Annotated in this window: 22 protein-coding genes, 1 other RNA gene, 1 pseudogene and 1 riboswitch; of the genes and pseudogenes, 15 read left to right on the top strand and 9 right to left on the bottom strand. The window is 70.4% G+C overall.

From position 1 onward, the window contains the following. The first annotated feature begins 27 nt into the window (after positions 1 to 27). Positions 28 to 927 (top strand): LysR family transcriptional regulator ArgP, encoded by a 900-nt coding sequence (locus ABQ292_RS05135; RefSeq protein ID WP_369203912.1) that lies wholly within the window; start codon positions 28 to 30, stop codon positions 925 to 927. On the opposite strand, the gene ABQ292_RS05140 is transcribed toward ABQ292_RS05135, so the two are convergent. Together ABQ292_RS05140 and helR are read right to left on the bottom strand one after the other, a co-directional pair. Further along, positions 928 to 1,347 (bottom strand): hypothetical protein, encoded by a 420-nt coding sequence (locus tag ABQ292_RS05140; protein WP_369203914.1) that lies wholly within the window; start codon positions 1,345 to 1,347, stop codon positions 928 to 930. It lies immediately after the preceding gene. Between the two features lie 64 nt (positions 1,348 to 1,411). After that, positions 1,412 to 3,559: an RNA polymerase recycling motor ATPase HelR gene (gene helR / locus ABQ292_RS05145; protein ID WP_369203916.1), complete on the bottom strand. Its 2,148-nt coding sequence runs from the start codon at positions 3,557 to 3,559 to the stop codon at positions 1,412 to 1,414. A 702-nt stretch (positions 3,560 to 4,261) separates the two neighbouring features. Between helR and ABQ292_RS05150 the strand changes: the two genes are divergently transcribed. Then, positions 4,262 to 4,897 (top strand): polysaccharide deacetylase family protein, encoded by a 636-nt coding sequence (locus ABQ292_RS05150; protein ID WP_369203919.1) that lies wholly within the window; start codon positions 4,262 to 4,264, stop codon positions 4,895 to 4,897. Positions 4,898 to 4,985: 88 nt separating this feature from the next. On the opposite strand, the gene ABQ292_RS05155 is transcribed toward ABQ292_RS05150, so the two are convergent. Continuing rightward, a complete protein-coding gene (locus ABQ292_RS05155) occupies positions 4,986 to 5,327 on the bottom strand; it encodes a histone-like nucleoid-structuring protein Lsr2 (RefSeq protein ID WP_369203921.1) in 342 nt (113 codons plus the stop codon). 299 nt (positions 5,328 to 5,626) lie between these two features. Here ABQ292_RS05155 and ABQ292_RS05160 point away from each other — a divergent pair, with 299 nt between their 5' ends. The 5 genes from ABQ292_RS05160 to ABQ292_RS05180 all read left to right on the top strand — a co-directional run bounded on the left by ABQ292_RS05160 (position 5,627) and on the right by ABQ292_RS05180 (position 13,913). Continuing rightward, entirely contained in the window at positions 5,627 to 6,583 is a 957-nt protein-coding gene (locus ABQ292_RS05160; RefSeq protein ID WP_369203923.1) for an SMP-30/gluconolactonase/LRE family protein, read from the top strand. A 479-nt stretch (positions 6,584 to 7,062) separates the two neighbouring features. Next, on the top strand, positions 7,063 to 9,018 hold the full coding sequence (locus ABQ292_RS05165; RefSeq protein WP_369203925.1) for a methyl-accepting chemotaxis protein: 1,956 nt from the start codon (positions 7,063 to 7,065) through the stop codon (positions 9,016 to 9,018). Between the two features lie 1,241 nt (positions 9,019 to 10,259). Beyond that, a complete protein-coding gene (locus ABQ292_RS05170; RefSeq protein ID WP_369203927.1) occupies positions 10,260 to 11,825 on the top strand; it encodes a P-loop ATPase, Sll1717 family in 1,566 nt (521 codons plus the stop codon). Positions 11,826 to 11,835: 10 nt separating this feature from the next. After that, positions 11,836 to 12,591, top strand: coding sequence for an FRG domain-containing protein (locus ABQ292_RS05175; RefSeq protein WP_369203929.1), 756 nt, complete (start codon positions 11,836 to 11,838; stop codon positions 12,589 to 12,591). Positions 12,592 to 12,785: 194 nt separating this feature from the next. Continuing rightward, the gene (locus ABQ292_RS05180; protein ID WP_369203931.1) at positions 12,786 to 13,913 is read left to right on the top strand and encodes a glycosyltransferase; all 1,128 of its coding nucleotides are present in this window, start codon (positions 12,786 to 12,788) and stop codon (positions 13,911 to 13,913) included. Positions 13,914 to 14,062: 149 nt separating this feature from the next. Here the strand turns inward: ABQ292_RS05180 and ABQ292_RS05185 are convergent, their stop codons facing one another. After that, a complete protein-coding gene (locus ABQ292_RS05185) occupies positions 14,063 to 14,980 on the bottom strand; it encodes a LysR family transcriptional regulator (RefSeq protein ID WP_369203934.1) in 918 nt (305 codons plus the stop codon). 118 nt (positions 14,981 to 15,098) lie between these two features. Here ABQ292_RS05185 and ABQ292_RS05190 point away from each other — a divergent pair, with 118 nt between their 5' ends. Continuing rightward, positions 15,099 to 15,914 (top strand): alpha/beta fold hydrolase, encoded by an 816-nt coding sequence (locus tag ABQ292_RS05190; protein ID WP_369203936.1) that lies wholly within the window; start codon positions 15,099 to 15,101, stop codon positions 15,912 to 15,914. Positions 15,915 to 16,070: 156 nt separating this feature from the next. Here ABQ292_RS05190 and ABQ292_RS05195 read toward each other — a convergent pair whose 3' ends face one another. After that, the gene (locus tag ABQ292_RS05195; RefSeq protein WP_369203938.1) at positions 16,071 to 16,256 is read right to left on the bottom strand and encodes a hypothetical protein; all 186 of its coding nucleotides are present in this window, start codon (positions 16,254 to 16,256) and stop codon (positions 16,071 to 16,073) included. Positions 16,257 to 16,354: 98 nt separating this feature from the next. On the opposite strand from ABQ292_RS05195, the gene ABQ292_RS05200 reads away from it, so the two are divergent. The 4 genes from ABQ292_RS05200 to ABQ292_RS05215 all read left to right on the top strand — a co-directional run bounded on the left by ABQ292_RS05200 (position 16,355) and on the right by ABQ292_RS05215 (position 18,680). Continuing rightward, positions 16,355 to 16,879 carry a ferritin gene (locus ABQ292_RS05200; RefSeq protein ID WP_369203940.1) on the top strand — a complete coding sequence of 175 codons (525 nt, stop codon included), beginning with the start codon at positions 16,355 to 16,357 and terminating at the stop codon, positions 16,877 to 16,879. A 794-nt stretch (positions 16,880 to 17,673) separates the two neighbouring features. Beyond that, the gene (locus tag ABQ292_RS05205) at positions 17,674 to 17,961 is read left to right on the top strand and encodes a type II toxin-antitoxin system Phd/YefM family antitoxin (RefSeq protein ID WP_369203942.1); all 288 of its coding nucleotides are present in this window, start codon (positions 17,674 to 17,676) and stop codon (positions 17,959 to 17,961) included. Then, entirely contained in the window at positions 17,958 to 18,224 is a 267-nt protein-coding gene (locus tag ABQ292_RS05210) for a type II toxin-antitoxin system RelE family toxin (protein WP_369203945.1), read from the top strand. Before ABQ292_RS05205 ends, ABQ292_RS05210 begins: the two co-directional genes overlap by 4 nt. Before the next feature lie 84 nt (positions 18,225 to 18,308). Continuing rightward, positions 18,309 to 18,680: a transposase gene (locus tag ABQ292_RS05215; protein ID WP_369203947.1), complete on the top strand. Its 372-nt coding sequence runs from the start codon at positions 18,309 to 18,311 to the stop codon at positions 18,678 to 18,680. A 19-nt stretch (positions 18,681 to 18,699) separates the two neighbouring features. Here the strand turns inward: ABQ292_RS05215 and ABQ292_RS05220 are convergent, their stop codons facing one another. From ABQ292_RS05220 to ABQ292_RS05230, 3 genes are all read right to left on the bottom strand, one after another. Beyond that, the gene (locus ABQ292_RS05220; RefSeq protein ID WP_369203949.1) at positions 18,700 to 19,335 is read right to left on the bottom strand and encodes a hypothetical protein; all 636 of its coding nucleotides are present in this window, start codon (positions 19,333 to 19,335) and stop codon (positions 18,700 to 18,702) included. 28 nt (positions 19,336 to 19,363) lie between these two features. Further along, the gene (locus ABQ292_RS05225) at positions 19,364 to 19,690 is read right to left on the bottom strand and encodes a histone-like nucleoid-structuring protein Lsr2 (RefSeq protein ID WP_369203951.1); all 327 of its coding nucleotides are present in this window, start codon (positions 19,688 to 19,690) and stop codon (positions 19,364 to 19,366) included. 865 nt (positions 19,691 to 20,555) lie between these two features. Then, positions 20,556 to 21,044: a transposase gene (locus ABQ292_RS05230; RefSeq protein WP_369203953.1), complete on the bottom strand. Its 489-nt coding sequence runs from the start codon at positions 21,042 to 21,044 to the stop codon at positions 20,556 to 20,558. Between the two features lie 732 nt (positions 21,045 to 21,776). Between ABQ292_RS05230 and ABQ292_RS05235 the strand changes: the two genes are divergently transcribed. The 3 genes and pseudogenes from ABQ292_RS05235 to ABQ292_RS05245 form a co-directional block, all read left to right on the top strand. Next, positions 21,777 to 21,956: a hypothetical protein gene (locus ABQ292_RS05235; RefSeq protein ID WP_369203955.1), complete on the top strand. Its 180-nt coding sequence runs from the start codon at positions 21,777 to 21,779 to the stop codon at positions 21,954 to 21,956. Positions 21,957 to 22,091: 135 nt separating this feature from the next. Further along, entirely contained in the window at positions 22,092 to 22,322 is a 231-nt protein-coding gene (locus tag ABQ292_RS05240; protein WP_369203958.1) for a helix-turn-helix transcriptional regulator, read from the top strand. Further along, positions 22,322 to 23,272 (top strand): annotated as a pseudogene (locus ABQ292_RS05245) (site-specific integrase); the annotation flags it as partial. The gene ABQ292_RS05240 and the pseudogene ABQ292_RS05245, both read left to right, overlap by 1 nt. A gap of 179 nt (positions 23,273 to 23,451) precedes the next feature. On the opposite strand, the gene rnpB reads toward ABQ292_RS05245, so the two are convergent. Further along, an RNA gene (rnpB, locus tag ABQ292_RS05250) (RNase P RNA component class A) lies at positions 23,452 to 23,856 on the bottom strand. 236 nt (positions 23,857 to 24,092) lie between these two features. Next, positions 24,093 to 24,254, top strand: a riboswitch (cyclic di-AMP (ydaO/yuaA leader). The last annotated feature ends 466 nt before the right edge of the window (positions 24,255 to 24,720 follow it).

Genomic DNA, 24,720 nt, shown 5'->3' on the forward strand with positions numbered 1-24,720 from the left:
TCTGATGCATCGTTAGCCTGACTGTTCATGGAGCTCGACCTGGCCCAGTTGCGGGCGCTGGACGCCACCGTCCGCGGCGGCACGCTGGAGGCCGCCGCACGGACGCTGCACGTCACCCCGTCGGCGATCAGCCAACGGTTGCGCGCGCTGGAGGTCGCGACCGGCCGGATCCTGCTGGTGCGGACCAAGCCGGTGCAGGTCACCGAGTCCGGCCAGGCGGTGCTGCGCCTGGCCCGGCAGGTCGACGTGCTCACTGCCGACGTCGCCCGCGAGCTCGGCGGCGACCCCTCGCCCGAGGGCACGCCCACGCTGCCGATCGCGGTCAACGCCGACTCGATGGCCACCTGGGTGCTGCCCGCGCTGGCACCGCTGGCCGGCGACGTCTGCTTAGACCTGTACCGCGAGGACCAGGAGCACACGAGCGCCCTGCTGCGCGCCGGCACGGTCATGGCGGCAGTGACCGCGGACGCCGAGCCGGTGCCGGGCTGCACCTCCACCCGCCTGGGCAGCATGCGCTACCGGCCGATGGCGACCCCCGGCTTCGCGCGGCGGTGGTTCCCCACCGGCCCCACACCCGAGGCGCTCGCCCGGGCCCCGGTCGTCGTCTTCGACCGCAAGGACGACCTGCAGCACCGATACGTGCACGCGCAGGCCGGTTCCGACGTCGCCCCACCGGTGCACTACGTGCCCGCCGCGGCGGACTACGTCGCCGCCGTCGCCCTCGGCCTGGGCTGGGGCATGGTGCCCGACCTCCAGGCGCGAGCAGTGAGGGCGGCGCTGGTCGCCCTCGACCCGGCCGACGCGGTGGACGTCGTCCTGTACTGGCAGCAGTGGCGGCTGCGCTCCACCACCCTCGACCGCGTCCGCGAGGCCGTCCTGGCAGCCGCCGGCCGCGAACTGGACCGGCCCGGCGAGTCCGGGCGCTGATCAGTTCCGCAGCGGCTGTCGCATCCGGCCTCGGCACCAGGGCCGAGGACGCGCGCCTCCTGGTCCAACCGCGAGACGAGGAGGTACTGGGTGGTCGGGCTGCAGAACCACCACAGGCCGGTGACGCACAGGACCGCGACCACCGCGTGCCCCGTGGCGATGCCCCACGCACGCGGCGATGCAGGGGATGGTCGCCGGCCACATGTCCTCGGGGTCGTGGCGGCCGCTGGCCACCTCGGCGAGAGGCAGCTCGTCCAGGTCGTTGACGAGATACGGCACGAGGACGAACAGGACGTACACCGACACCGACAGGAACGCGATGACCGCCAGGAACGCGATGACCGCCAGGACCGCCACGGCCCGCCCCGTCGCGAGCCCACCGCCGAGGGACCGCGGTTGACGCTCCTCGGTGTCGACCACGCCGGACCAGCCTCTCGCACAGACAGCTCCTCATCGGCGTCCACCACGGTGGTCGATGTCAACGTCAGGAGCTCGTGAGGACGACGAGTCGATGGGTCGCCCGCGTCATCGCGACGTAGCGGTCGACCGCTCCCTCGATGCCCGTGCCGAACGCCTCGGGATCGACGAGGACGACCAGGTCGAACTCGAGCCCCTTCGTCAGCTCCGGCGTCAGCGACCGGACGCGGGACGTCGGCCGGAACGTGGGGTCGCCGATGACGCAGGCGATCCCCTCGGCGTGCTCGGCGAGCCAGCTGTCGAGGATCGAGCCCAGTTCCGAGGCGGCTCGGTGCTCGACGGGGACACCGCTGCTGCGGATGGAGGTCGGCACGTTGGCGTCCGGGAGGGCAGCCCGGATGACCGGCTCCGCCTCCACCATGACCTCCTGCGGCGTCCGGTAGTTGATGCTCAGCGAGGCCAGGCGGACCCGGTTCAGCCCGATCCGCTCGAGCCGGTCCTGCCAGGACTCGGTGAACCCGTGCCGGGCCTGGGCCCGGTCCCCGACGATGGTGAAGCTCCCGGACGGGCAGCGGAGCAGCAGCATCTGCCACTCCGCGTCGGTGAGCTCCTGCGCCTCGTCCACGACGACGTGCGCGAACGGGCCGGCGAGCAGGTCCGGGTCGGCGGTGGGCAGCGCGGCCTCGTCCACCAGGGCGTCCCGGAGGTCCTGGTGGCGCAGGCTCGTCATCAGCAGCAGCTCGGAGTCGTCGGCCTCGACCAGCCTGTCGATGACGTCGGCCATGCGCTCCCGTTCGGCGGCGACGACGGCGTCGTGCCGGCGCTTGCGACGGGACGTCTCGGGGTCGCCGAGCCGCTGCCGTGCCGCGTCCAGGAACGGCAGGTCGGACACCGTCCAGGCCCGGGGGTCCTCGCGCTGCAGCGTGCGGACGTCGTCGGGGCTGAGCCAGGGAGCGCACTTCCGCAGGTATGCGGGCACCGACCACAGGTCCCCGACCACGTCGGCCGCGTCGAGCAGGGGCCACGCCCTGCTGAAGGCCGTGAGCAGCTCCCGGTTCTGCTGCAGGGACTTCCGGACCAGGTCAGCCGGTTCGTCGCCGTCGTGGCCGTCCACCAGGATCGTGAGCAGCGCCTCCCAGACCTGGTCGCGTGCCTCGTTGTGCGGGGTCCCGGGATCCGGCGCCTCGAAGGCCTCGGCCCAGTCGTCGGCGCTCAGCCAGATGTCGGAGGAGTCGGTCTCGACCGTCATGCCTCTCGTGGGCGGCTCCTCGTAGAAGTGAACGGCCGTGTCGATCGCCGTCACCAGGTCCGCGGACGACTTCAGCAGGGCGACGTCCGGGTCGGCCTCGGGCCGCGCGGCGGCTCCCTCGTCGACGAGGTCCCGCAGGGTGCAGATCTGCACGCCCTCCTCCCCGAGGCTCGGGAGGACGTCGGCGACGTAGGCCAGGTAGGGCTGGTGCGGACCGACGAACAGCACGCCGCCCCGGCGGTGACCGAGGCGGGGGTCGGAGTAGAGGAGGTAGGCGGTGCGGTGCAGGGCGACGACGGTCTTCCCCGTACCCGGACCGCCGTCGACGACGAGCGCGCCGCTGGACCCGGCGCGGATGACGGCGTCCTGGTCGGCCTGGATGGTGCCGAGGACGTCACGCATCCGGGCCGACCGGTTGCTGCCCAGGCTGGCGATGAAGGCGGACTGGTCGTCGAGAGCGGCGTGCCCCTCGAAGCCGTCTTGGGTGAAGACCTCGTCCCAGTAGTCGGTGATCCGGCCGCGGGTCCACCGGTACCTGCGGCGGCTCGCCAGACCCATCGGGTTGCCGTGGGTCGCGCCGAAGAACGGCTCGGCCGCGGGCGAGCGCCAGTCGACGAGCAGCCGACGACCGGAGCTGTCCGTGAGGCCGAGTCGTCCGACGTACACGGGCTCCGGGTCGTCCGCGCTGACGATCCGTCCGAGGCACAGGTCCAGGCCGAAGCGACGCAGGGCGCGCAGGCGTGCGGTCAGCCGGTGGACCTCCAGGTCCCGGTCCAGCGCCGCCTGGCCGGTGCCGCCGGGCGCCCTCCGCTCGGCATCGAGGCGGTCGGACAGGTCGGCGATCGACTGCTCGAGGCTCTCCGCGACGGCCGCGAAGTGCTGCTCGTCGGCGGCGATCAGCGTCGTGTCGGCCTTGGCGGTGAGGTGGTCGGGGAGGTCGAACGCACTGGTGGTCAGGGGACTCACGTCATCAGCTCCGAGGTGGGATTCGTGTCTCCGGTTTGCGTTCCCGGCGCTCCGAGCGCGGCTGGGCCCTGCTTTCCCGAGACGGGGGAAGTCGCTCGTGCACACCGGTGCGCGCACTTCCGTTTCCGCAGGTCCTGGCCTCGGCCCGGCGATTCTGCGACGCGACCGGGGCCTTGCCGCAAGCCCCCTGGTGCGCTATACGTTGAAAGTGGCAGGGAGTGGTCCCCCCGCCCTTCCCCTCACCGTCCGTCGTGGACGGGCGACCTCCTCGCGAAGCCACTCCGCGTCACGTACGGCCGTACCGCCGGCCCACCAGAGCTCTCACCTGCCTCTTCGGTCAGCGAGGCCACGCCGGTGGTCCTGCAGGTCCCTGAGTCGCGGGCCGGGTCGTTCCCCGGACGTCACCCGGATCGTGCGATCGGCCGAGCAGGAGAGAAGACCCGTTGCGATACGGAGAGGCGCAACAGAAGTGCACCTGCAACGGGAGAAGACGAGTCGGGCTCTGCGCCGAATCCTGCAGGACCTCTCGCAGGGGGAGCTCCCCGCCGAGGTCCCGCGCATTCGGTCATCCCGTCCCTGCAGCGACGACGGACCGACCCTGACCGGCAACAGAAAGTACCGGATCATCGGCCTGTCGGCGTGAGAGGCAGAATTGATTAGGGGTTGTGTGAGTTCCGGAAGCGCACATGCCACCGTTCCGGCATGAAACGCTGCATCGTGCTGTGCGTCGGCGCGCTCCTGCTGACGTTGCTCGTCACGCCCGCGCAGGCGAAGGCAGCGCATCCGTGCGCAGCCGGCTACGTCCGGCTCACCTTCGACGACGGTCCCGCGCCGACCGCCACCTCCGCCGTCCTCGACACGCTCGCGGCCTGGGGAGCGAAGGCGACGTTCTACGTCACCGGGTCGATGGCTGCCGCCCGCCCCGCTCTCCTCCGCCGCGCCATCGCGGAGGGCCACCGGATCGGCAACCACTCCTGGAGCCACCCGGACCTCACCACGCTCACCCGGGCGCAGGTCCAGTCGCAGCTGCAGCGCACCACCGACGTCATCCGGGAGGCGACGGAGAACGCCCCGACCGAGTGGCGCCCGCCGTACGGGGCCACGAACGCCCTCGTCGAGGCGGCGGCCCAGGACGTCGGCCTGAGCTCGATGGTGCTGTGGACGGTGGACCCGCGTGACTGGGCGGACCCGCCGGCGACGACGATCCGAGACCGCGTGCTGCAGCGCGTGCGGCCGGGCAGCGTCGTGCTGCTGCACGACGCCACCGGGCAGAACACCCCGGAGGCCCTCCCCATGATCCTGGACGGACTGGCCCAGGCGGGCTACTGCACCGAGTGACGCCTGTGCGGCACGAGGGCGTGCGGCCCGGGTCTGGATGGCCCCGCTGCCGCCGTCCTCGGCTGGACGCCGCGGTGGGGCGGTGGTGTCAGTTGCCGGCGGCGCGGTACTGCTCGACGACGTCGGCCCTGATCCGGCCACGCGGGGAGACCGTGATGCCCTGTCCGGCAGCCCAGGCGCGCACCGCAGCCGGGTCGTACCCGGAGTAGGCGGCCTTCGCCGGCTCCTCGGCACGACGACGACCTGCGCTCGACGAGACCGTCCGGGCAGCCTGCACGTAGCGGGAGAACGCAGCACGCATCGCTGCGGCGTTCTCCTCGCTCAGGTCGATCCCGTACTCGGTGCCGTCGAGCGCGAACTCCACGGTCGTGCCGGCCGGCGTCTCACCATCCAGGTCGTCGACCAGTACGACCTCGGTCCTGGTAGCCACACGGCCGAGACTCCAGAGCCGTGATCGGGAAGTCAAGAGACCCGCCACGAGGCGTGGGACGCCGACCCGGGAGGGAACCGGCCCTCAGGGCGCGTGTCGGCGTCGGGCCACCGGGACGCGGGCCGGCGCCGTGCTCGTCCCGGGACGACGGGACTCGATGACGGGACACGATGACGGGACACGATGACGGGACACAAGGCCCTTCACCGCCGGAACCCCGGCAGGTCACAGTTGACCGGGCGAGGAGCCGACGACCGTCCATCCGACCTCGAGTGCGACAGCGCCCACCGGAGGCAGCGATGCCCACGACCACGCGCGGAACCACCACCCACCTCCGAGCGGTGGTGCTGCTCACCAGCCTGGTCGGCCTGACGGTCACGGGCACCCCGTCCGCCGCGGCGGCGTCGCCGGAGGTCATCGTCCTCCCCGGCGCCACCTCGGCGGAGGGCATCGCCGCGGGCGAGGGCGACACCTTCTACGCGGGCGACCTGTTCGGCGGTGACATCTTCCGGGGCGACCTGGGAGAGGGGACCGCTGAGCGCTTCATCGATGCGCCGGAGGGGCGAGGAGCCGTCGGCATGTTCGCCGACACCCGACACGACCTGCTCTACGTGGCGGGGGGCTTCAGCGGACAGGCGTACGTGTACGACCTCGAGACCGGGGCCACCGTCGCCACCTACCAGTTCGCCCCGCCGTCCCCACCGGACGCCGACCCGACCACGGTGGTCAACGACGTCACCCTCACTCGGGCAGGCGCGTGGTTCACCGACAGCCTCCGGGGCGTCCTCTACCTCGTGCCGATCGACCGCCACGGTCGACCGGGCGAGTTCCGCACCCTGACGCTGCGGGGACCGGCGGCCGACACGAGCGGTGTCTTCAACCTGAACGGCATCGCCGCCGTCCGGCACGGCGGCACGCTCATCGTCGCCCACTCGGCCAACGGCGCCCTGTACACGGTGGACCCGACGACGGGCGACAGTGCTCGGATCAGCGGGGTCAGCGTGCCGGACGTCGACGGCATCGTGGTGCACGGCAAGCGGCTCTGGGCGGTGCAGAACAGCAACCAGGTGACCGAGGTGCGGCTGAGCAGGGACCTGACGGCCGGGTCGATCCGGGAGGTCATCACGAGCGACCTCTTCCAGGTCCCGACGACTGCCATCCGGCACGACGGTCAGCTCGCTGTCGTGAACGCGAAGTTCGACACCGGTCTCCCACCCACCGCCGACCAGTACGAGGTCGTCCTCGTCGACGACTGACCCGCCGGCGGCGACCGTCCGCCGCGCCATCACGCCGTGCTGCGGCGCCGGCCTGGCTGAGGACGCGCTCGACCTGGGCAGCCGGTCGGCCGAGGTCGAGCGACACCGGCAGAACGGACGGCCCGAGAGGACGTGGCCCGGCAGCTGCTCGCCCTCGCCGAGGGCCATCCGGTGGTGCGCAGCCACTGAGCCGACCGGTCCCGCGGGAGCCCGGCGGTTGAGCGACGTGGCGACGCGGACGGAGCTGCTGCGCAGCCCGGCCACGGTCGGGGACGGGGTCGCCCGGACCGACTGAGCGGCGGGTGCGCCGGGCGCCCCTCGGGGGCCGTAGGGGCGGGCGGCGCGGTCGGTGGTCGCCCGCGGACGTGCCGGCACCGAGATCGACGACCACTCCGTGTCGGCTGCGATCAACCTCACAGCCGAGCGGCCGATAAGACGGTGCACAGCTTCCGTCGTCACGTGACCGCTTGGAGCGTCCTGTGAGCGTCAAGACCCGCCTCGTGGTCAGCATCGTCACCGTCCTCACCGTCGCCCTCGGGGGGCTGGTGGCCGTGATCGCCACCCTGGCCACCGGCCAGGCACAGCGAGACGGTCTGCGCAACGCCACGGCAGTGGCGGTCGAGCAGGCGCGCCATGTCGAAGCCGACCTCGGTCGGCAACGCAGCACCGCCGAGTCCCTGGCACAGGCGCTGGCCGCCCAGACCGAGGGCCGGCGGGGCGACCGCGCCTACGCCGACGCCCTGCAGGCGCGACTGCTCGCCGCCGACCCCGCACTGGTCGGGGTCTGGACGGCGTTCGAACCGCAGGCGTTCGACGGGTCCGACACGACCTTCGCCGGTAGGGCAGGCACGGACGCGAGCGGCCGCTACGTCCCCTACTGGTACCGCGACGGCGACGCCATCGCAGTGACCGCCCTCGTCGACTACGAGACTCCAGGCGCGGGCGACTACTACCTGCTCCCTCGGGACACCGGCCGTTCGGTGGCGATCGAGCCCTACCTCTACGAGGTGGCCGGCGAGCAGATCCTCCTCACCTCGCTGTCCACCCCCGTCACCGTCGGCGGCCGGGCGATCGGCGTCGCCGGCGTCGACATGCCGCTGGCCACGATCCAGGAGCAGGTGAGCGCCATCCGCCCGTACGACGTCGGCCGCGCGATGCTGGTGTCGTCGCAGGGTCTGGTGGTCGGCAGCAACCGCCCCGGTGACGAGGCCGGTTCCGCCGCCGCGGGCCAGGTCGCGCAGATCGCCGCGGCTGCCGTGGAGAGCGGCGAGACCGTGCAGCGCACCCTCGACGGCGACCAGGGCCGCACCGTCCACGTGGCCGCGCCCATCGAGGTGGGTGCGGGGCAGCACTGGGCGGTGCTCGTCGAGATCCCGGAGAGCGCGATCCTCGCCGACGCCCACGCTCTCCGGACGACGATCCTCGTCGGCGCGCTCGTCACCCTCCTGCTGGCCGCCGGCGCCACCTTCCTCGTCGCGCGCCGCGTCGTCGCGCCGCTGGACGCGCTGCGCTCGCGGATCGCGGAGATCGCCGACGGCGACGGCGACCTGACCGCCCGGGTCGACGAGACCCGCACGGACGAGATCGGCCGGCTCGGCGCAGCGTTCAACCGCTTCGTCGCCAAGGTGGCCGAGACGGTGACCGGCATCGGCCGGGCATCGGGGTCGCTGGTGGAGCTCTCGGCCGGCATGTCCGGCGTCTCCGGACGGCTCGCGGGGTCGGTCGAGCAGACCAGCGCGCAGGCGCAGCAGGTGTCGGCCGTCGCCGAGCAGCTCTCGCGCAACGTGCAGACCGTCGCGGCCGGGGCCGAGGAGATGGGCGTGAGCATCCGCGAGATCGCCTCGAACGCCTCCGAGGCGGCCCGGATCGCCGGCGAGGCGGTGAGCGTGGCCCAGTCGACCAAGCAGACCGTGGCCAAGCTCGGCGACTCGTCCCGGGCCATCGGCGAGGTGGTGCGGGTGATCACGGGCATCGCCGAGCAGACCAACCTGCTGGCCCTCAACGCGACCATCGAGGCCGCCCGCGCCGGCGAGGCAGGCAAGGGCTTCGCCGTGGTGGCCACCGAGGTGAAGGACCTGGCCCAGGAGACGGCGAAGGCCACCGAGGACATCACCCGCCGGATCCAGGCGATCCAGGGCGACACCGACAGCGCCGTGGCCGCGATCGCTCGCATCGATGAGGTCGTCACGCGGATCAGCGACTACCAGACGACCATCGCCAGCGCCGTCGAGGAGCAGACCGCGACGACCAGCGAGATGTCGCGCGGGGTCACGGAGGCGGCACAGGGCACCGGGTCGATCGCCGACGCTGTCGTCACCGTGTCGGCGGTGAGCACCGAGACCGAGCAGGACGCCCTGCAGGCGCGGTCGGCCGCCGACGGGGTGGCCGAGGTGACCGCCGAGCTGTCCCGACTGGTGTCGCAGTTCAAGGTCTAGAGGAGGCGGACGTCGCCCGGCAGGCACTACTGGACGCGGCTCGTGTCGCGACAGGGTCGTCATGGGTGAGACGGCCAGCGCCGCTTTCCTCGAGCGGCCCACTCGGGGATACCGTCCCCCTGTCGGAATGGCCTATCGGTGATGGACCATGCGCTCGTCATGGAGGACCCACTGGCACCCGACTTGCTTGGGCTCCACCTGGACGATGCTGCCCGGCATTGCTCGGAGCGAGGCCTGGAACTCGACATCGAGAGCGCGGCACTGGTGTCTTCCCACTGGGGCCACGGTCAGCCCTGGTGCGTGACAGAGCAAGTGCCAAGACCAGGCCAGCGGATGGCGTCACCCACGGTCGCGGTCCGTGTGAGCCTGCGCGACCGAAGGGGCGGTGCAGGTGTCCGGGAGCCCCGCCGCCCCTTGCCGCCCGACCACCCGGTGCGAGCCGACGGCCGCCGGGACCGAGCCGACCGTGGCCCGATCAGGGACGGCGGCTGCGTGTCCTCGAGACAACCACCAGTCCGGTCGCCCCGAGGACGACAGCGAGCCCAGCGCAGACGGCGACCACGACGCCGACCGAGGTCCCACCGTCCTGCAGTGCAGGGATGGCCAGCCAGAAGAACACCAGAACGCCTATGCCATCGCGAGGACGCAGGCGGCCGAGGCCAGACGGGGAGTCACGCTCTCGGACGGTAGTGACGGCTGCGTCGACGGCAACTCCTTCACGCCAGCGAGCAAGGGCGACGGCCGAGGTGAACGGCCCGTCCGGCGCCCATCCGCGTGTCCCATCGGCCGCCTTGTGTCCCATGGCGGCCCACTATGGGACACTCCCATGCCGCACTCGACCCGAGTCCGCGCTCCCGCGCTCTCTCGGATGGACGGCGGCCTCTGGGAACTGGTCGACGCGTCCCTGGGCCTGCTCGGTGAGCTCGACGTGACGACCCGGCACTGCCTCACCCCGCATCCGGCTGTTCACGGGCCGCTGAACGTCAAGCCCCGGCGACGAGTACCACCCGAGCCCAGACCGGCACCGATTACTCACTCCGCGTATGTGGCCCTTCACATGCGCGACGACACACCGCAGGGGCAGGGGCACCGACTGTTTCGACTCCCCCGACCCTAGGCCCGGCCCGCGGAGGGAACTACCGTGCGCCGAAACCCTGCGAAACCGACTCAGTACGGACTGCTGGTGAACCTCGTCCGCAGCAATGCGGAGGTGCTCAATGACTCGGCCGCCGACTTCCAACGTGCGGGAGCACAAGGGTCCCTTTGGCACGCCGGACGGTTCACGTGCGGACCTCGAGGACATCCTGCACGATTTTGTCGCCCTGGACGGAAGACCTGGCTTTGGCGGAGTCGCAACGCGCGCCGACGATGCCATGGTTCGGGTCATCGTTGGTCGGATAGGGGCGGGCAAGACCGTATACATGCGGCGTTTGTTCAGTCACCAGGAGGCCAGCAAGTCAGTCTACGCTGATCCGCCCCAACAGGACTTGCCCCAGACCGATCTGGTGATACAGGCATGTCAATGGTTCCCGAGCGAGCTCCTCACCGAGAAATGGATGCAACTCTGGCACCGTGCGATTCTGCGCAGCCTCACGACGCATCTGCTGACAGCTCGGGAATTGCGCGGCACGGTGGACGCTGGAGAGGCGGCCGCGATCCGAGGAGAGTACGGGCATCTCATTGGCAAGTTCCGGCAACCTCGGTCCATCTATAGCGAGCTTCGTGACATAATCTTTAGCCACAACGCGGCTATTCACCTGCGACGGTACCTCGAGAATCCCGACTGGGACGATCTGGAGTCGGTCCTTGCGGACCTGCTGCGAGAGAGCATGCCGATCTTCTTCTATCTGGATGCCGTGGACGAAAGGATCAACAGCGCACCCATGTACTGGCTTCGTTGCCAGGAAGGCTTGTTTATGCAAGTCATGCAATTGCTCCGGGACTCGAGGTTCGGCTCGCGGTTGCACGTCGTGGTGTGCGTGCGCGAGCTCGTACTCGCCTCCATCTACCGAAGCGAGCATGCCCCGCGCTACCACAACGAACCGCACATCCGCGTGTTGGACTGGTCTCGGGAGGCGATCGAGTTTCTGTTACGACAGAAGATTGAGCGACTGACTGACGAATATCTGATGGCCCCATCACTACCCAACGGATCGCTGTCATGGCTGGGACGCACCTGGGTGCACAACGAAGCCCGCGGCGTGGATGAAGATGTCCTGGAGTACATAATTAGGCATACACGGCTCATTCCACGCGACATAGTCTCCCTCGGCAACGACCTTTGTCAGGTGGTCGCGCAGCAAAAGTCGCTCGGGCGTACCGAAGTTCCGGGAGAGGTGCTGCGCCGCGTGGTGTCCATGGCCGCGAAGCGCTTCGGCGACTCTCAGTTGGCGCAGTGCGCCAGCCAGATCGCGGCCGATGCGATACCCCGCCATGCGGTGAAGAAGGGCTTTGCCGACTTCTACCTGTCCGACCAGGAGTACGCCAGATCCCTACGGCAGGAACTCAAGGATATCATTCGAGCCGTCGGTGTAGACCGATTCGACGCCGGAGACCTGCACCAAATGGAGGACCTCGCCAAGGAGGGCTTCGACGGGTCGACGAGTATTGCGTCGATTCTTTGGCAGAACGGCTTGCTCGGATTCGTCGAGGGCGGCCGGTACAGCTTCTATTCCGTCTCGGACATGAATGAACTCGAGTTGCCGCGACATGCGCACGAGTACGTCTTTCACCCGTGCCTCATGGACGCCGTGCCGGGATTGCGTCCGTCGGGGCGGGAGGTCGTCTACCCCTACTACCGGGAATAGGAGAGACATCGTGGCCAAGGTTGCTCGCCTCGGGCTTCACTCCTGGGAAGAGTTGAAGCGCGACCTAGTGCCTCTGCTCTTCGATCGAGAACCATTCCGATCAGGCCAGTACCTCTTCCGTGGGTGCGGGAACGCCGAGTGGTCCTTGATATCATCCTTCGATCGACAGTTCGGCTTTCTCTCGAGCGACAAGCGCATGGGTATCTGGAAGGCTCTGCTACGGGAGTTCAGAGAGAAGTGCGCTGAGCATGGCGTGGTCCGCGAGATCCTCGCGGACGACAAGGCGCTGCTGGCGTTCGCTCAGCATCACGGACTGCCAACGCGGTTGCTGGACTGGTCGTTGAGCCCCTACGTGGCCGCCTTCTTTGCTTTCCGTCAGGCATTGAGGAGCCCTGACGCAACCGGTCAAGTGGCGCTATGGGTCCTTGACACCCGGTCGAGCGCTTGGTCAGCGGAGATGGGGGTCGAGCTAGTCGCCCCTCGCGCGTCAGGCAATCTCCGACTGCGGAATCAGTCTGGTCGCTTCACGTACGCTCGCACCCCCCACGTGACCTTGGAGGAATACGTCAGCTACGTGCCGACGGACGAAAGCCCTTTGACACAGGTCACCTTGCCCAGTATTGAAGCCATCCGCGCTATGCCTGATCTCGACGCCATGGGCACACATGCCATGAATCTGTTCCCGGATTGGGAGGGCCTCGCCGAGGGAGTGGCCATCCGACTCGAACTGGAGGCGCTGGCGAGCAACGAAGGTCCGGTCAGCTGACCGTCCTGCCTCTGCTCTCGCCTTCCCGCGGGTGCATGGGGTGGGGCCGCGGTCACCTGTCCCAGAAGCCGCCTTCAAGGACACCCAGCCATTCCTGTCGAGTGGCGGTTCGTCCAGGCCTTCGGCGAGGGCCGCGCCGTGATCGGTGACGGGCTACGTCGACCGCAGGCGGCCGACCTGCCACGCTGACCGGCATGGCGCGGGTGCTCTTCACCTCGTGCCCGGCGTACGGCCACGTCCTGCCGATGCTGCCGCTGGTCCGGGCGGCCGAGCGCGCCGGCCACGACGTGCGGGTCGCCACCGGCCCGGACCTGGTCGGTCCGCTGGCCACCCGGGGGCTCGACGTCCACGCCGTCGGACCGACCTGGGCGACGTCGTGGTCGGCACACGAGGTGGTGTGGGCGGACCCGGGCATGCCCGAGGAGCAGAAGCTGGTGGACGGGGCGGTCGTGCTGTTCGGCACGCCGGCCCTCGCCCGGCTCGCCGACCTGATCGTCATGGCGCAGAGGTGGCGCCCCGACCTCGTCGTCCACGACGTCATCGAGATGGCGGCGCCTCTGCTGAGCCGGCGGCTCGGAGTGCCGGACGTCGTGCACGGCATCGGGCCGATGTTCCTGTTCTACGCCCAGCTCATCGGCCTCGCAGGAGCCGCGATCGGCGAGCCCGGGCTGTGGGCACAGGTCTCGGCCGAGCAGGCCCTCGACCTCTGCCCGCCCTCGCTGCAGCCCGACGGCCCGCCGCCGTGGCCGGAGGCAATGCCCATACGGCCGAGCGCCGGCGAGCCCGGCCCGGTGCCGCCCGAGGTGGCCGACGTCCTCGCGGGCGACCGGCCCGTCGCCTACTTCACCCTCGGCACGGTCAAGAACACCGACACCGCGGACCTCGCGGCCGGGCTCACGGCCCTCGAGGAGTACGACGGCGTCGTGGTCGCCACGACCGGGCGGCGGCTCGATCCCGACGAGCTCGGCCCGGTGCCGGCCAACGCCGTGGTCGCGGAGTTCGTCCCACAGGCCGCCCTGCTCCAGCGGGCCGATCTGCTGGTCTCCCACAGCGGGTCGGGCACGATGCTCGGCGGCCTCGTGCACGGCGTGCCCCAGGTCGCCCTGCCGCGCGGGACCGATCAGCCCGACAACGCGGCGCTGCTCGCCCGGGCCGGCGCGGGGGTGGTCGTCGCCCCGGAGGACTACGCCGTCACCACGATCCGGGCAGCGGTCGCGGAGGTGACCGGCGACCCGGCGTTCCGAGCGGCGGCCGAGCGCATACGGGACGAGATCGCCGCGATGCCGGACGCCGACGCGGTGTGGGCCGGCCTCGACGCCTGACCCACGCGGCGCCTCGAGGAACACCAGGTCATCGTGGTCGCGGCGGCAGGAACGCCACCAGCATCGCGCCGCTGGGCGACGCACGTGACGGCGCCTGTTCCGCCTGGAGTGCCGCGGCGCACGGGATCCTCGACCGGAACGCGGCCGGGTCAGCCGGCCGGTCGCCCACGGAGGGCAGTGCCGGCGATCCGGAGGAACTCGTGCAGCCCGGGGTGGCGGTCGTGCCGGCGCCACACCAGGACGCTGCGGCTGGGCGGCAGGTCGCGGATGGGCAGATAGACGACGTCCGGGTGTTGGAACGTCGCCGCGAACGGCGCCAGCACCGGCTGGACGACGGCGCCGCTGGCGACGGCGAGCAGGAGTTCGGCCTGGTGGCGGATCGTGGGGCCGGCGCGGGGGATCGGTCGGCCGGACGGGGTGTGCCGGGGCGTCATCTCGTCGGCGAGTTCGGGTGGCGCCGCGATCGCGAGGTCGCCGATGGGGTGGTCGGCAAGGTCCTCGATCGAGACGTCGGTCCCGCGGGCGAGCGGGTGGGTCCGGGCGGCGGCGAGCAGTCGGGGATGCCGGGACAGGACGGGCCCGGTGGCGAGGTCGGGCTGGTCGATGGGCAGCGAGGTGACGACGAGCTGCACGTCCCCACCCCGCAGCGGGGCGAACCGGTCGGCGAAGGGCAGGCCGACGAACTCGACGCCGCTGCCCGGGTGGGCGGCCGTGAACGCGTCGACGAGCTCACGCAGGACGGGGGTGATCTGGGCAGGGCTCATGATGCCCAGTCGCACCGGCTCGGTCATCTGCTCGCCGGAGTCCTGCGCCGCCCGGAGCACGTCCTCGAGGGCGTCGAGCGCGCGACCGGCGTCCCTGCGGAACCGCTCACCGTCCGGAGTCAGGGCGACGCGGCGGCTGGTGCGGGCCACCAGGTGCAGGCCGAGCTTGCGCTCGAGGTCGCGGATGCTCTGACTGACTCGCGACTGGGTGAGGCCCAGCCGGTCCGCGGTGCGCCCGAAGTGCAGTTCCTCGGCGAGCACGAGGAAGACCCGCAGCTCGCGGAGCTCGACGGCGCGCCACATCGAGTAGCGACGCTACTCGCTGCGATCGGTGGACGGCCGTTGATCGCACCCGGCCGGCCGCCCGAGGATCGGACGCAGGCGCCGTCGACGGGCGGCTGCGGCGAGGAAGGACACGATCATGAGGACCGAGTTCGTGGAGTCGGCTGACGGCACGAGGATCGCGTTCGAGCGCGTGGGAGAGGGTCCGGCGCTGGTCCTGGTCGACGGGGCGGCGATGCACCGGGCGTTCGGCACGTCGCGGGGGCTGGCGCAGCTGCTCTCGCCGTCGTTCACGGTCGTGTCCTACGACCGTCGGGGACGGGGGGAGAGCGCCGACACCTCCCCCTGGGCGCTCGAGCGGGAGGTCGAAGACCTCATCGCGATCCTCGCGGCCGCGACTGACGAGGCCGGCCCCCGGCAGGCGGTGGTCCACACCCTGTCCTCCGGGGCGGTGCTGGCGCTGCACGCGGTCGCCGCCGGCGCTCCGGTCCGCGCGGTGTCGATGTTCGAACCGCCGATCGACCTGGCGGGTGACCACGCCGCCGACACAGCAGAGATCGAGGGGCTGGCGGACCTGGTGCGCGCCGGGCGGCGCCGCGAGACGGTGGAGGCCTTCCAGCGGGGCATCGGCATGCCGGCCGACATGATCGCCCAGCAGCCGCCGGTCGTGCTGGAGGCGCTGGACGAGATCGCCCCCACTCTGGTGTACGACATGTGCCTCGCCCGTGCCGGGAGCGTGCCGCACGAGGTCCTGGCCGCGGTCAGCGTGCCGGTGCAGGTGCTGTCCAGCGACGCCGGCGGCAGCCCGCTGGGCGGCTGGGCCGCCGCTCTGGCTGCCGCGTTGCCGGCCGGCGTCCACCGGACTCTGCCCGGCACCTGGCACGGGGTGCCCGACGACGTCCTGGCCGACGCGATCCGCGGCTTCGCCGCGCCGCTCCTGGCCGGAGCGTCATGAGCGTCACGTCCCACGCGCTGCGGCACCCCTGGCCGGCCTGCTCATCCGGCACGGCGAGTCGGTGACGACGGTCCAGGCCCGGCTGGATCACGCCTCGGCCGTGGATCGACGCCGCCCGGCACTCCCGCCGGGGGGCGCGGTAGGGGCGGGACGGGGTCAGGCAGCCTTCCGCGTGCTCTTGGCGAGCACCTTGTCGGCCTTGTCCAGCTTGACCAGGCGGCGCTTCTTGACCGTGTAGCCCGGCGGGAGGGTCCCCTCGGCGAGGGCGCGGAGGGGACACCGCCTGCAGCGCGGCTTGTCCTGGCAGCACTTCTTCTTGGGCATGCGCGCCGTCTTGGCCACCTTGTGAGGCTAGCCTTCCCTTCTCCGGCGGTCCACGGGCGTCGGCGGGTCACCGGATAACGTCCGGTGACCGCCACCGCACACGTCCGGGAGTCCCGATGGCCGCCCCTGCCTTCGTCGAGTTGCTGAACACCCAGATCGGCAACGAGTTCGCCGCGCACCAGCAGTACGTCGCCTGTGCCGTCTACTTCGACCAGCTGACCATGCCCCGGACGGCGCAGCTCTTCTTCGACCAGGCGCTCGAGGAGCGCGAGCACGCCATGATGATGGTCCGCTACCTGCTCGACTCCGACGCGCCGGTGCGCATCCCCGCCGTCGCGGCCCCGGTCAACGAGTTCCCGGACGTCGTCGCGCCGGTCGCCCTGGCGCTGGAGCAGGAGAAGCGGGTCACCGAGCAGATCAACGCGTTGATCGGCATCGCGCGGCGGGAGAACGACTTCGCCTCGGACCAGTTCATGCAGTGGTTCATCAAGGAGCAGATCGAGGAGGTCAGCAAGATGAGCGACCTGCTCACGATCGTGAAGCGCTCCACCCACGACCTGGAGACGATCGAGGACTACGTGCTCCGGGAGGTCACGGCCGAGACCGCCGACCCCACCGCGCCACCGGTCGCAGGCGCCTGAGCCGAGGGCCTCGCAGAGCTCACATCCGCACGACGCCATGGCCGACCTCTGGCCGCGGGGCGTTCGCACCCGCCGGCGGGGCCGGGCCGAGCACGGTACGGATCTGGGTGGGGTCGATGAGGCCGTCGTCCGACAGCCGGGCGGTGGCAGGGGTGCCCGTGGGTCTCGACCTGGTCGCGGGTCGGCATCGTGGACGCCTCCTGTGCTCGGCCGGCCACTGCTCGCGGCGGGCCTCGAGCCCGTCGCGGGCACGTGGGCGAGCACCGAGGCCGCCTGCTCCTCCGCCACCACCCCTCCGGAGGCTCCATGGCCCCTGCTGGCCACCCCGGCCCCGGCCCCGGCAAGGGGGTGGCACAGCCGGCACTGATCGCGTCATCGTCCGACCTGCGGAAGACCCCGCAGCAGCCGGGCTGCACCACCGAGCGGGACGTCACCCGGGTCGCCGTCGACTCGATCGTGCGTGGACCTGCGGACCACGGGCGACCTGAGCACCCCCTCCGACCTCACATGTCCAGGTCAGAGGGGACGACGGACGAGTCGGCCTGTACGCCGGGGACTGATGCTGGAGTATTGGTCGATGCCGGATGACGTTGGATATGGCTATTGAGCAGGACTTATATCGTTGGGCCGCGTTGGCCGGAAGTGGCGGAAGTCGGGCGTTCTGAGGACTGATTGAGGACAGCTCCCCGCCCGTCGCCACGAGATCAACTCCGCAAAGCGCTCCTGCCACGCCCGCGGCCGACACTGACCGCGCCCCTTGTTCAACCTTCGCCGATAGCCTAGAATTGTGGTCTATGACCACGCTGCCGCTATCTGAGGTCAAGGCACGCCTGTCGCAGATCGCTGAAAAGGTGGCAGCGACGCATGAGCGTGTTCGGATCACGAAGAACGGGCGCGACTACGTCGTGTTGCTCGCCGCCGAGGACCTCGAATCCATCGAGGCCACCCTAGAGCTGCTCGGCGACCCCGACGCCCAGTCGCGCCTCGCCCGCTCCGAGGAGGAGATCGAGCGAGGCGAGGTCCTGGACGAGGCCCAGGTTCGCGCGCTGCTCACCGCACGGCGGTCCGGGTCGACTGAGTGAGCTTTCGGGTCGTCGTAACACGGACGGCCGCACGGCAGCTGGCTGAGCGCCTGCCGGAGTCCGCGGCTGCGGCCTGCGTCGAATTCCTGTTCGGCCCACTGGCGGACGACCCGCATCGCGTCGGGGCCCCGCTGCGCGCGCCGTTCGCCGGCCAGTGGCGCGCCCGACGAGGCGAGTACCGAGTCCGCTACCGCGTCGACGATGCAAACCTCACCGTCTACGTGCTCGACATCGATCACCGCAGAGACGCATACCGCATCTGAACCGCAGGGTCCCCTACCGGGTGGCCGCGCGGCTGACCCGCCTGAATAGTCCAGGCGACACATCGAAGCGGTCCGGCCAGTTCAATGGTCGTCGGGCGCAAGGGGTTCACCGAGGCCGACTACGCCCGCCTGCTCGACGCCGCCCATCAGCAGCTGCGCGGGCCGATCGTGCTGGTCTGGGACAACCTGAGCACCCACGCCAGCAAGGCCATGGCCGAACTGATCGCCGCCCGGCCGTGGCTGACGGTCTACCGGCTGCCGCCCTACGCCCACGACCTGAACCCGGTCGAGCCGGTGTGGTCGCACCTGAAGCGGTCGCTGGCCAACCTGACCAAGCACACCATCGCCGAGCTGACGGCGCTGGTGAAGACGCGGCTGAGACGGATGCAGTACCGCTGCGGGCTGCTGGCCGGCTTCCTCGCCAGTACGGGGCTCCAGTTCGGACCGTTCCTGTAACACCCGCCCTTGTAGGTCGCTAGTCCGAGACTCCTAACTGCCCCTGTGCCGCCTCCAGGTACTCCTCGCGGTCAGACTGGAAGTCATCGTCCGGCCAGTATGCCTGACCGCCCTTCAGGAACTGGTCGCGCGCGCAAACGTCCTCAGGGATATTCTCTTGAGTCTTACATCCGGTCACGTGGGCAATAGTGTTCATTCCGGCGTTCAAGTCAGAGCGCAGGTGGGAGGCAATTTCGTACACCTCTGCGCCGCCTACCACTTGGAGGCGACCGACGATTGTGTTTAGGCGCTGAATGGACTCATAGATGGCTCGGGACTCCTCGTCACTGGGAGTTTGAAAATCCCGGACCTCTCTAATCGTTGCGACCACGAATGGGTCAGGTATCCACGGCCTCATCAGGGAGTAAGAATCATCGACGGCAGTCAAGTACTCCCCATAAACAGCGATCCGTTGCGTCTGCAGGAACTCACGATTGGATCGATCATCGTCCCTGTCTGCGGTGACGTTGGTCCCGTACAGCACTCCACCGAAGGCGATAGCTGTAGCAACTAGTCCGCTAGCAGCGCCGATAAGAGCAGAACGCCAGTCCTGCCGTCTGTTCTTGACACCCTCACGTTCCTCAACCGTCGCTCCCCCGCCGCTAGCGCTCGACACAGGACGGAGGGTACCGAGCTGACGCTTGCTAGTTCCCAGCAGCCTTGAAAGCCTCAACCACCGACGCCGGGATACGTCCACGGTTGCTGACCTCGTACCCCTTCGCAGCCGCCCAGGCGCGCACGGCTTTTGGGTCCACCTCTGCAGCAGGACTTGTAGGACGGCGACGCCTGCGCACGCCGCCCACCGTGCGGCCTGCCGCAACGAACCTTTCCAGCACTTCCCGCAGCTCCTCGGCGTTGGCGGCCGTCAAGTCAATCTCATAGTCTACGCCATCAAGGCCGAAGCTCACAGTTGTGTCCGCAGGTGCATCCGTCAAGTCGTCATGCATCAGAATGATGGTTTTCGTGGCCATTACTCCGAGCGTCCGTGCACGCCGCCGACGCGTCAAGGACTGTTGCTGACATTTCATTCAGATTGGTGCGACGTCCCCGGAGCCTGATGCGGTCGGCTGCTCCATGCCTCACGCATACCGCTAACTCGGACTCCTCCGCTCCGGCCTCCTCTGGCATTCCCGGTACATGTGACCGTGGAAGCTGCTGCAGCGCTACACGACGAGTGAATGAGCTCAGTGCAGAAGCAGCGGCTGCATGGGGGTTGGCTCATGCTGTTCGCCGGTTCTGGCCTTTGAGCCGGCACACGTCGGCGCGGACGCCGGCTGGCGGTCCTGGGTAGCGAGGAGGTAGCCGCACACGAGGCAGTAGAAGGCGATCAGCGCGCCGCCGGCCGGTCGGTGGGAGGGGTCCTCAGCGTCGTGCCGGTCCACCGCCACCAGCATCCTCTCTGCTGCGCTGTGAGATGGGTCGGTACCGGGGCAGGTATCGCCGTCCCGCGCGCTGCCCAGCGGCCTCCTGGCCATGCCTGCCGACCAGCGGTTCGACGATGCCCGGTGGCGTCGTGGACGCGGCTTGGCGCCGCACTGCGCTCAGCCACCACCCGGCCTGCTGCGTTGTGCCGGCTGCCCGATGAGGTGCGCGACGCTCCAGGAAGGGGTGCAGTCACCAGGCACCATCCGCGGGCCCCAGGTCCCAGCGGGCGGGTTCGCCCACATGGCCGGGGGCAGCCGTGCTCGGCGGTGTCAGCCGCGTACCGGTGGGGCGGGGATCGGGCCGGGGCGCGACCATCACGGCCAGCGCGACGACGAGCGCCAGCAAGATGACCGCGATGCCGATCAGCAGGGACTGTCAGCTGGCCTGTGTAAGCGCGTGACTTGATCTTGGTTAGGCCTGGTCCAGTCGGCCTGGGAACATGATGTCGAACTGGTTGAGTGCTGTCCTCCAGGGAACGCCGCTGCCGCGGCCGGCGGTGGAACGGGTGCTGGTGCGGCCCATCTCCTTGCAGGCCAGGTAGAGGACCTTGAGCAGGGCCTCGTCGGAGGGGAAGTGGCCGCGGTTGCGGGTGCTGCGGCGCAGCGTCGCGTTGATGGACTCGATCATGTTGGTGGTGTAGATGACCTTGCGGACCTCCGGGGCGAAGTCGAAGAACGGGATGACCAGCTCCCAGGAGTCGCGCCAGCGGCGGATCACCCCGGGGTTGTCCCGGCCGAAGTCCGAATCGGCCAGGGCGTCCAGTTCGGCGCGGGCGGCGGCCTCGGTCATCCAGTGGTCGTCCGGCGTGCGGGTCATCGGCACGTTCGAGCCCCACAGGACCAGGTAGGCGGCGTCCCACCAGTCGCCGGACTCCGGGACGTCGGTCTGGTCGGCGAACACCTGTGGAGGACGACCGGGTTGCGGCCGGACAGGACCCGACCGGCCGGTGCATCGTCGTACTGCGGGACGCCCGTCTCGCTCTCCGGAGTCTCGCTCTCTGAGGTTGTCGTCGGGAGACGGCGGGCCGCCGTGCGCTGCGTCGGCCCAGGATCGACTCCAGCTCCCTGCCCTGATCAGCCGCTGGAAGACGCGCTTTGGACGTGATCTCTCCACAGAACTGCCAGCCCGCCATCCGGACTCGTGGCCACGCTCGAACAGTCACTGGAGATCCCTGTTCTTACCAAGATCACGAGCCGACACACCTGGTGCATCACGGGCGACGCGCAATTCGTGGTGACGGGTTCATGAACGTCACCTCGGATGCTCCAGGGCGTGAGCAGCAAAGGCAGCACTGGATACCGCGCGCAGCAGCGGGAGCGGCGTCGCCGTCAGCAACAAGAGCGGTCGTTCGCTCAGCAGCCGCCACCGCTCGACGGTGCGACGGCACGGGAAAGCTCGAGGACGAGGGCACGGCGAGCAGCGGCCACGACGTGCGGCTGGTGCCACCGGGCGATCACCCCGCGGTCCCGAGGACCGATTCCCAAGTGGTGCTCGGCGACCTGCCGGCACCGGGCCTGGGAGCAGGCTCGCGCCGCCGCTTCCGGCCGCAGCGCCGTCGAGATCGTCGAACGGGTAGTCACCGTCCCCGCCAGGCCGCCTGCGTCAGCGCCAAAGCCCCGGCAGCTCGCATGGGTGGACCTGCTGCGGCAGCTCGGTGCCCAAGTCGAACAGGGCGTCGTCTACGACCGGCACCTGCCCGCCATCGCCGCGGCCCTCGACGACATCACACGCGCCATGCACCGTCGCGATGGCTCGGCCCTGCGTTCACCGTCGCGCTGGCCGCGGGGTGACACCGGGGTGACACGGGGGTGACGTCGCAGGCGCCGTAGTGCGGCCACGTCAGCCGAATGTCACCCCGGGCCGGCTGTCACCAATCGCCACGGATCGGCGCCTTCTAGCGGTGACGGACACCCGTCCGCGCCCCATCGCTGTTCCCCGGGAGGAACCATGACCGTCCGCTTGCTGACCACCGAGGAAGTCGCGGAGCGCTTCCGTACCAGCCCCTCCACCGTCCGCTACTGGCGACACATCGGCGCCGGGCCCACCGGCATCCGAGTCGGCCGCCGAGTTCTCTACGACGAGGCAGAGTGCGACCGTTGGTGGCAGTCCAAGGTCGCCGCGCTTCGGGGCGAATTGCCCAGCAGCGACCGCGTCGGTCCGCGCGCCGGAGGTCGCTGATGGCCAGCATCGACAAGCGCCCGAACGGAACCTGGCGGGCGCGATACCGGCCCGCACCGAACAGCGCGCAGAAGACCCGGACGTTCGCCCGCAAGGTCGATGCCCAGCGCTGGCTGGACGAGGTCACCGCGGCGCTCGTCACCGGGCAGTTCGTCGACCCGAACGCCGGGCGGCAGACGGTCCGGGAGTACGCCGAGCAGTGGCGCGCCGCGCAGGTACATCGACCTACGACTGCGGCTCACGTGGAGACGATGCTGCGCCGACACGTCTACCCCGCACTCGGCGAGCGCCCGCTCGCCTCCGTGCTCCCCAGCGACGTCCAGAGCCTCGTCAAGCGGCTGTCGAACACTCTCGCGCCCGGCACGGTCGGCGTCGTCCACCGGATCCTCGCCGCGGTCTTCAAAGCCGCCGTCCGGGATCGGCGGATCGTGGCCTCGCCGTGCGCGGGGACGAAACTGCCGAAGGACCCCAAGCAACGCATCGAGCCCTTGACGGTCGAGGCGGTCGAGGCCCTCACCGAGGCCATCCCCGGCCGGTACCGGACGCTGGTCACGCTCGCCGCCGGAACCGGACTCCGGCAGGGCGAGGCCTTCGGGCTCGGCATCGACCGCATCGACTTCCTCCGACGCCAGCTCACCGTCGACCGCCAGCTGATCACCCTGCCCGGCCGGCCGCCGTACCTGGCCGCACCGAAGACGCAGGCGTCGATCCGGACCATCCCCCTCCCCCAGGTCGTCGTCGACGCCCTCGGCGCGCACCTGAACACCTGGCCGGCCGAGGCCCTGGTGTTCACCACCGAGCTCGGCGCACCGATCCGCCGGACGGCGTTCTCCGCCCGCGTCTGGCGGCCGGCGGTGAACGCCGCCGGCCTCCCGCAGACGGTCACCTTCCACGCGCTGCGGCACTTCTACGCGAGCCTGCTCATCCGGCACGGCGAGTCGGTCAAGACCGTCCAGGCCCGGCTGGGGCACGCGAGCGCCGCCGAGACGCTCGACACCTACAGCCACCTCTGGCCCGACTCGGACGACCGGACGAGGGCCGCGGTCGACTCGGTGCTGAGGACTGCTGAGGACTCATTGAGGACAGCTGAGCCCCCGCCTTTGCAGAAGCGCAGGTCAGAGGCGGGCGACGGACGAGTCGGCCTGTACGCCGGGTTCTGTCCTCGGGCGCCTCGCGGCCTCCCGATGGGCGGTCATCCATCTAGGCCCGCCGTTGCCGGCGGGCTCGAGCGGTCCACCCGCAGGCTCGGGCGGGCAACCCTCGAACGCCTGCGCAGGACGGCGGCCAGGCCGCCGTCCCTTCTCGACCTTGCTCCGGGTGGGGTTTACCGAGCCGCACCGGTCACCCGGTGCGCTGGTGGTCTCTTACACCACCGTTTCACCCTGACCAGCGGCGAACCGCTGGCGGTCTGTTCTCTGTGGCACTGTCCCGCGGGTCACCCCGGGTCGCTGTTGGCGACCACCCTGCCCTGTGGAGCCCGGACGTTCCTCGGCGACGAGGTCTCCCCCGCCGACGCGACCGCCCGGCCGACTCGTCCGTCGTGTCCACGAGTCTAGGCATCCCGCAGCCCCACCGGTGCACTGCCGCGTGAGGGTCCTCCGGACCACGGGGAGGCGTCCCCACCAGGCCGACACGCCGATACGAGTGACGACACGCGTACCGCGCACGGGCAACTCGCCGAGCGGACCGGTCCCCCGTTGTCACAGGTTCATAACGCCCTTACGGTCGCTGCGTCCGGCGGGTCGTCACCTCTCCCACCCGGGAGAACCGCGTCGGATGCCGCCGAGTCGCAGCCACCCACGTGGGTGCGAGCCGGGGACCCAACCGCACCAGTGGGGTGAATCCCGCCTCCCGAGCAGGCCTGGGGGGCGGGTAGGGCGCATCCCCGCCCGAACCCGTCAGCTGACCCGGTAGGCGGCCACGGGAGAACGGAGAGCCGTCGCGGCGTGCGCCCACGGGCCCGCTCCGCGCCACTCACACATCCTCGGACAGGGACGCCGACCGGCACCCGAGCGCTCGCGTCGGCGTGGTCGCCGCGCGCCCCTGTCCCCCGGCGCCGTACGGGCGCCGGACCGGGACCAACCGACCTGATCGCGTCGTCCCGCCGTGCAGCGGGCCCCGCGCCAGGCGGTGGACCGGCTGTCCACACCCAGGCCTCGTGCCATGCCACGTGTGACCGCTGAGCAGACGGCGGCGCCCGGCGAACCCCATCGTCAGGAGTTCTCTTCGCCATGCTCTGGAACACCCAGCACCACACCGCGCCCGACCAGCAGGACTCGGCCCAGACGCTCCCGGCCTCCCGTCCGCGAGCGGCGGCCGTCCGCCGGACGGCGGCGGTCGGCGCCTTCGCCCTCGCGTTCGCCTTCGCCGGCCAGTCGGTCGCCCAGGCCGACCCGGG

The organism is Geodermatophilus maliterrae, from assembly GCF_041018925.1.
GTDB lineage: Bacteria > Actinomycetota > Actinomycetes > Mycobacteriales > Geodermatophilaceae > Geodermatophilus > Geodermatophilus maliterrae.

Coding starts and splice junctions, on each gene's coding strand:
- ABQ292_RS05135 (WP_369203912.1), top strand. CDS start 28: ATGGAGCTCGACCTGGCCCAGTTGCGGGCGCTGGACGCCACCGTCCGC.
- ABQ292_RS05150 (WP_369203919.1), top strand. CDS start 4,262: ATGAAACGCTGCATCGTGCTGTGCGTCGGCGCGCTCCTGCTGACGTTG.
- ABQ292_RS05160 (WP_369203923.1), top strand. CDS start 5,627: ATGCCCACGACCACGCGCGGAACCACCACCCACCTCCGAGCGGTGGTG.
- ABQ292_RS05180 (WP_369203931.1), top strand. CDS start 12,786: ATGGCGCGGGTGCTCTTCACCTCGTGCCCGGCGTACGGCCACGTCCTG.
- ABQ292_RS05185 (WP_369203934.1), bottom strand. CDS start 14,980: ATGTGGCGCGCCGTCGAGCTCCGCGAGCTGCGGGTCTTCCTCGTGCTC.
- ABQ292_RS05190 (WP_369203936.1), top strand. CDS start 15,099: ATGAGGACCGAGTTCGTGGAGTCGGCTGACGGCACGAGGATCGCGTTC.
- ABQ292_RS05200 (WP_369203940.1), top strand. CDS start 16,355: ATGGCCGCCCCTGCCTTCGTCGAGTTGCTGAACACCCAGATCGGCAAC.
- ABQ292_RS05205 (WP_369203942.1), top strand. CDS start 17,674: ATGACCACGCTGCCGCTATCTGAGGTCAAGGCACGCCTGTCGCAGATC.
- ABQ292_RS05215 (WP_369203947.1), top strand. CDS start 18,309: ATGGTCGTCGGGCGCAAGGGGTTCACCGAGGCCGACTACGCCCGCCTG.
- ABQ292_RS05225 (WP_369203951.1), bottom strand. CDS start 19,690: ATGGCCACGAAAACCATCATTCTGATGCATGACGACTTGACGGATGCA.
- ABQ292_RS05240 (WP_369203958.1), top strand. CDS start 22,092: ATGACCGTCCGCTTGCTGACCACCGAGGAAGTCGCGGAGCGCTTCCGT.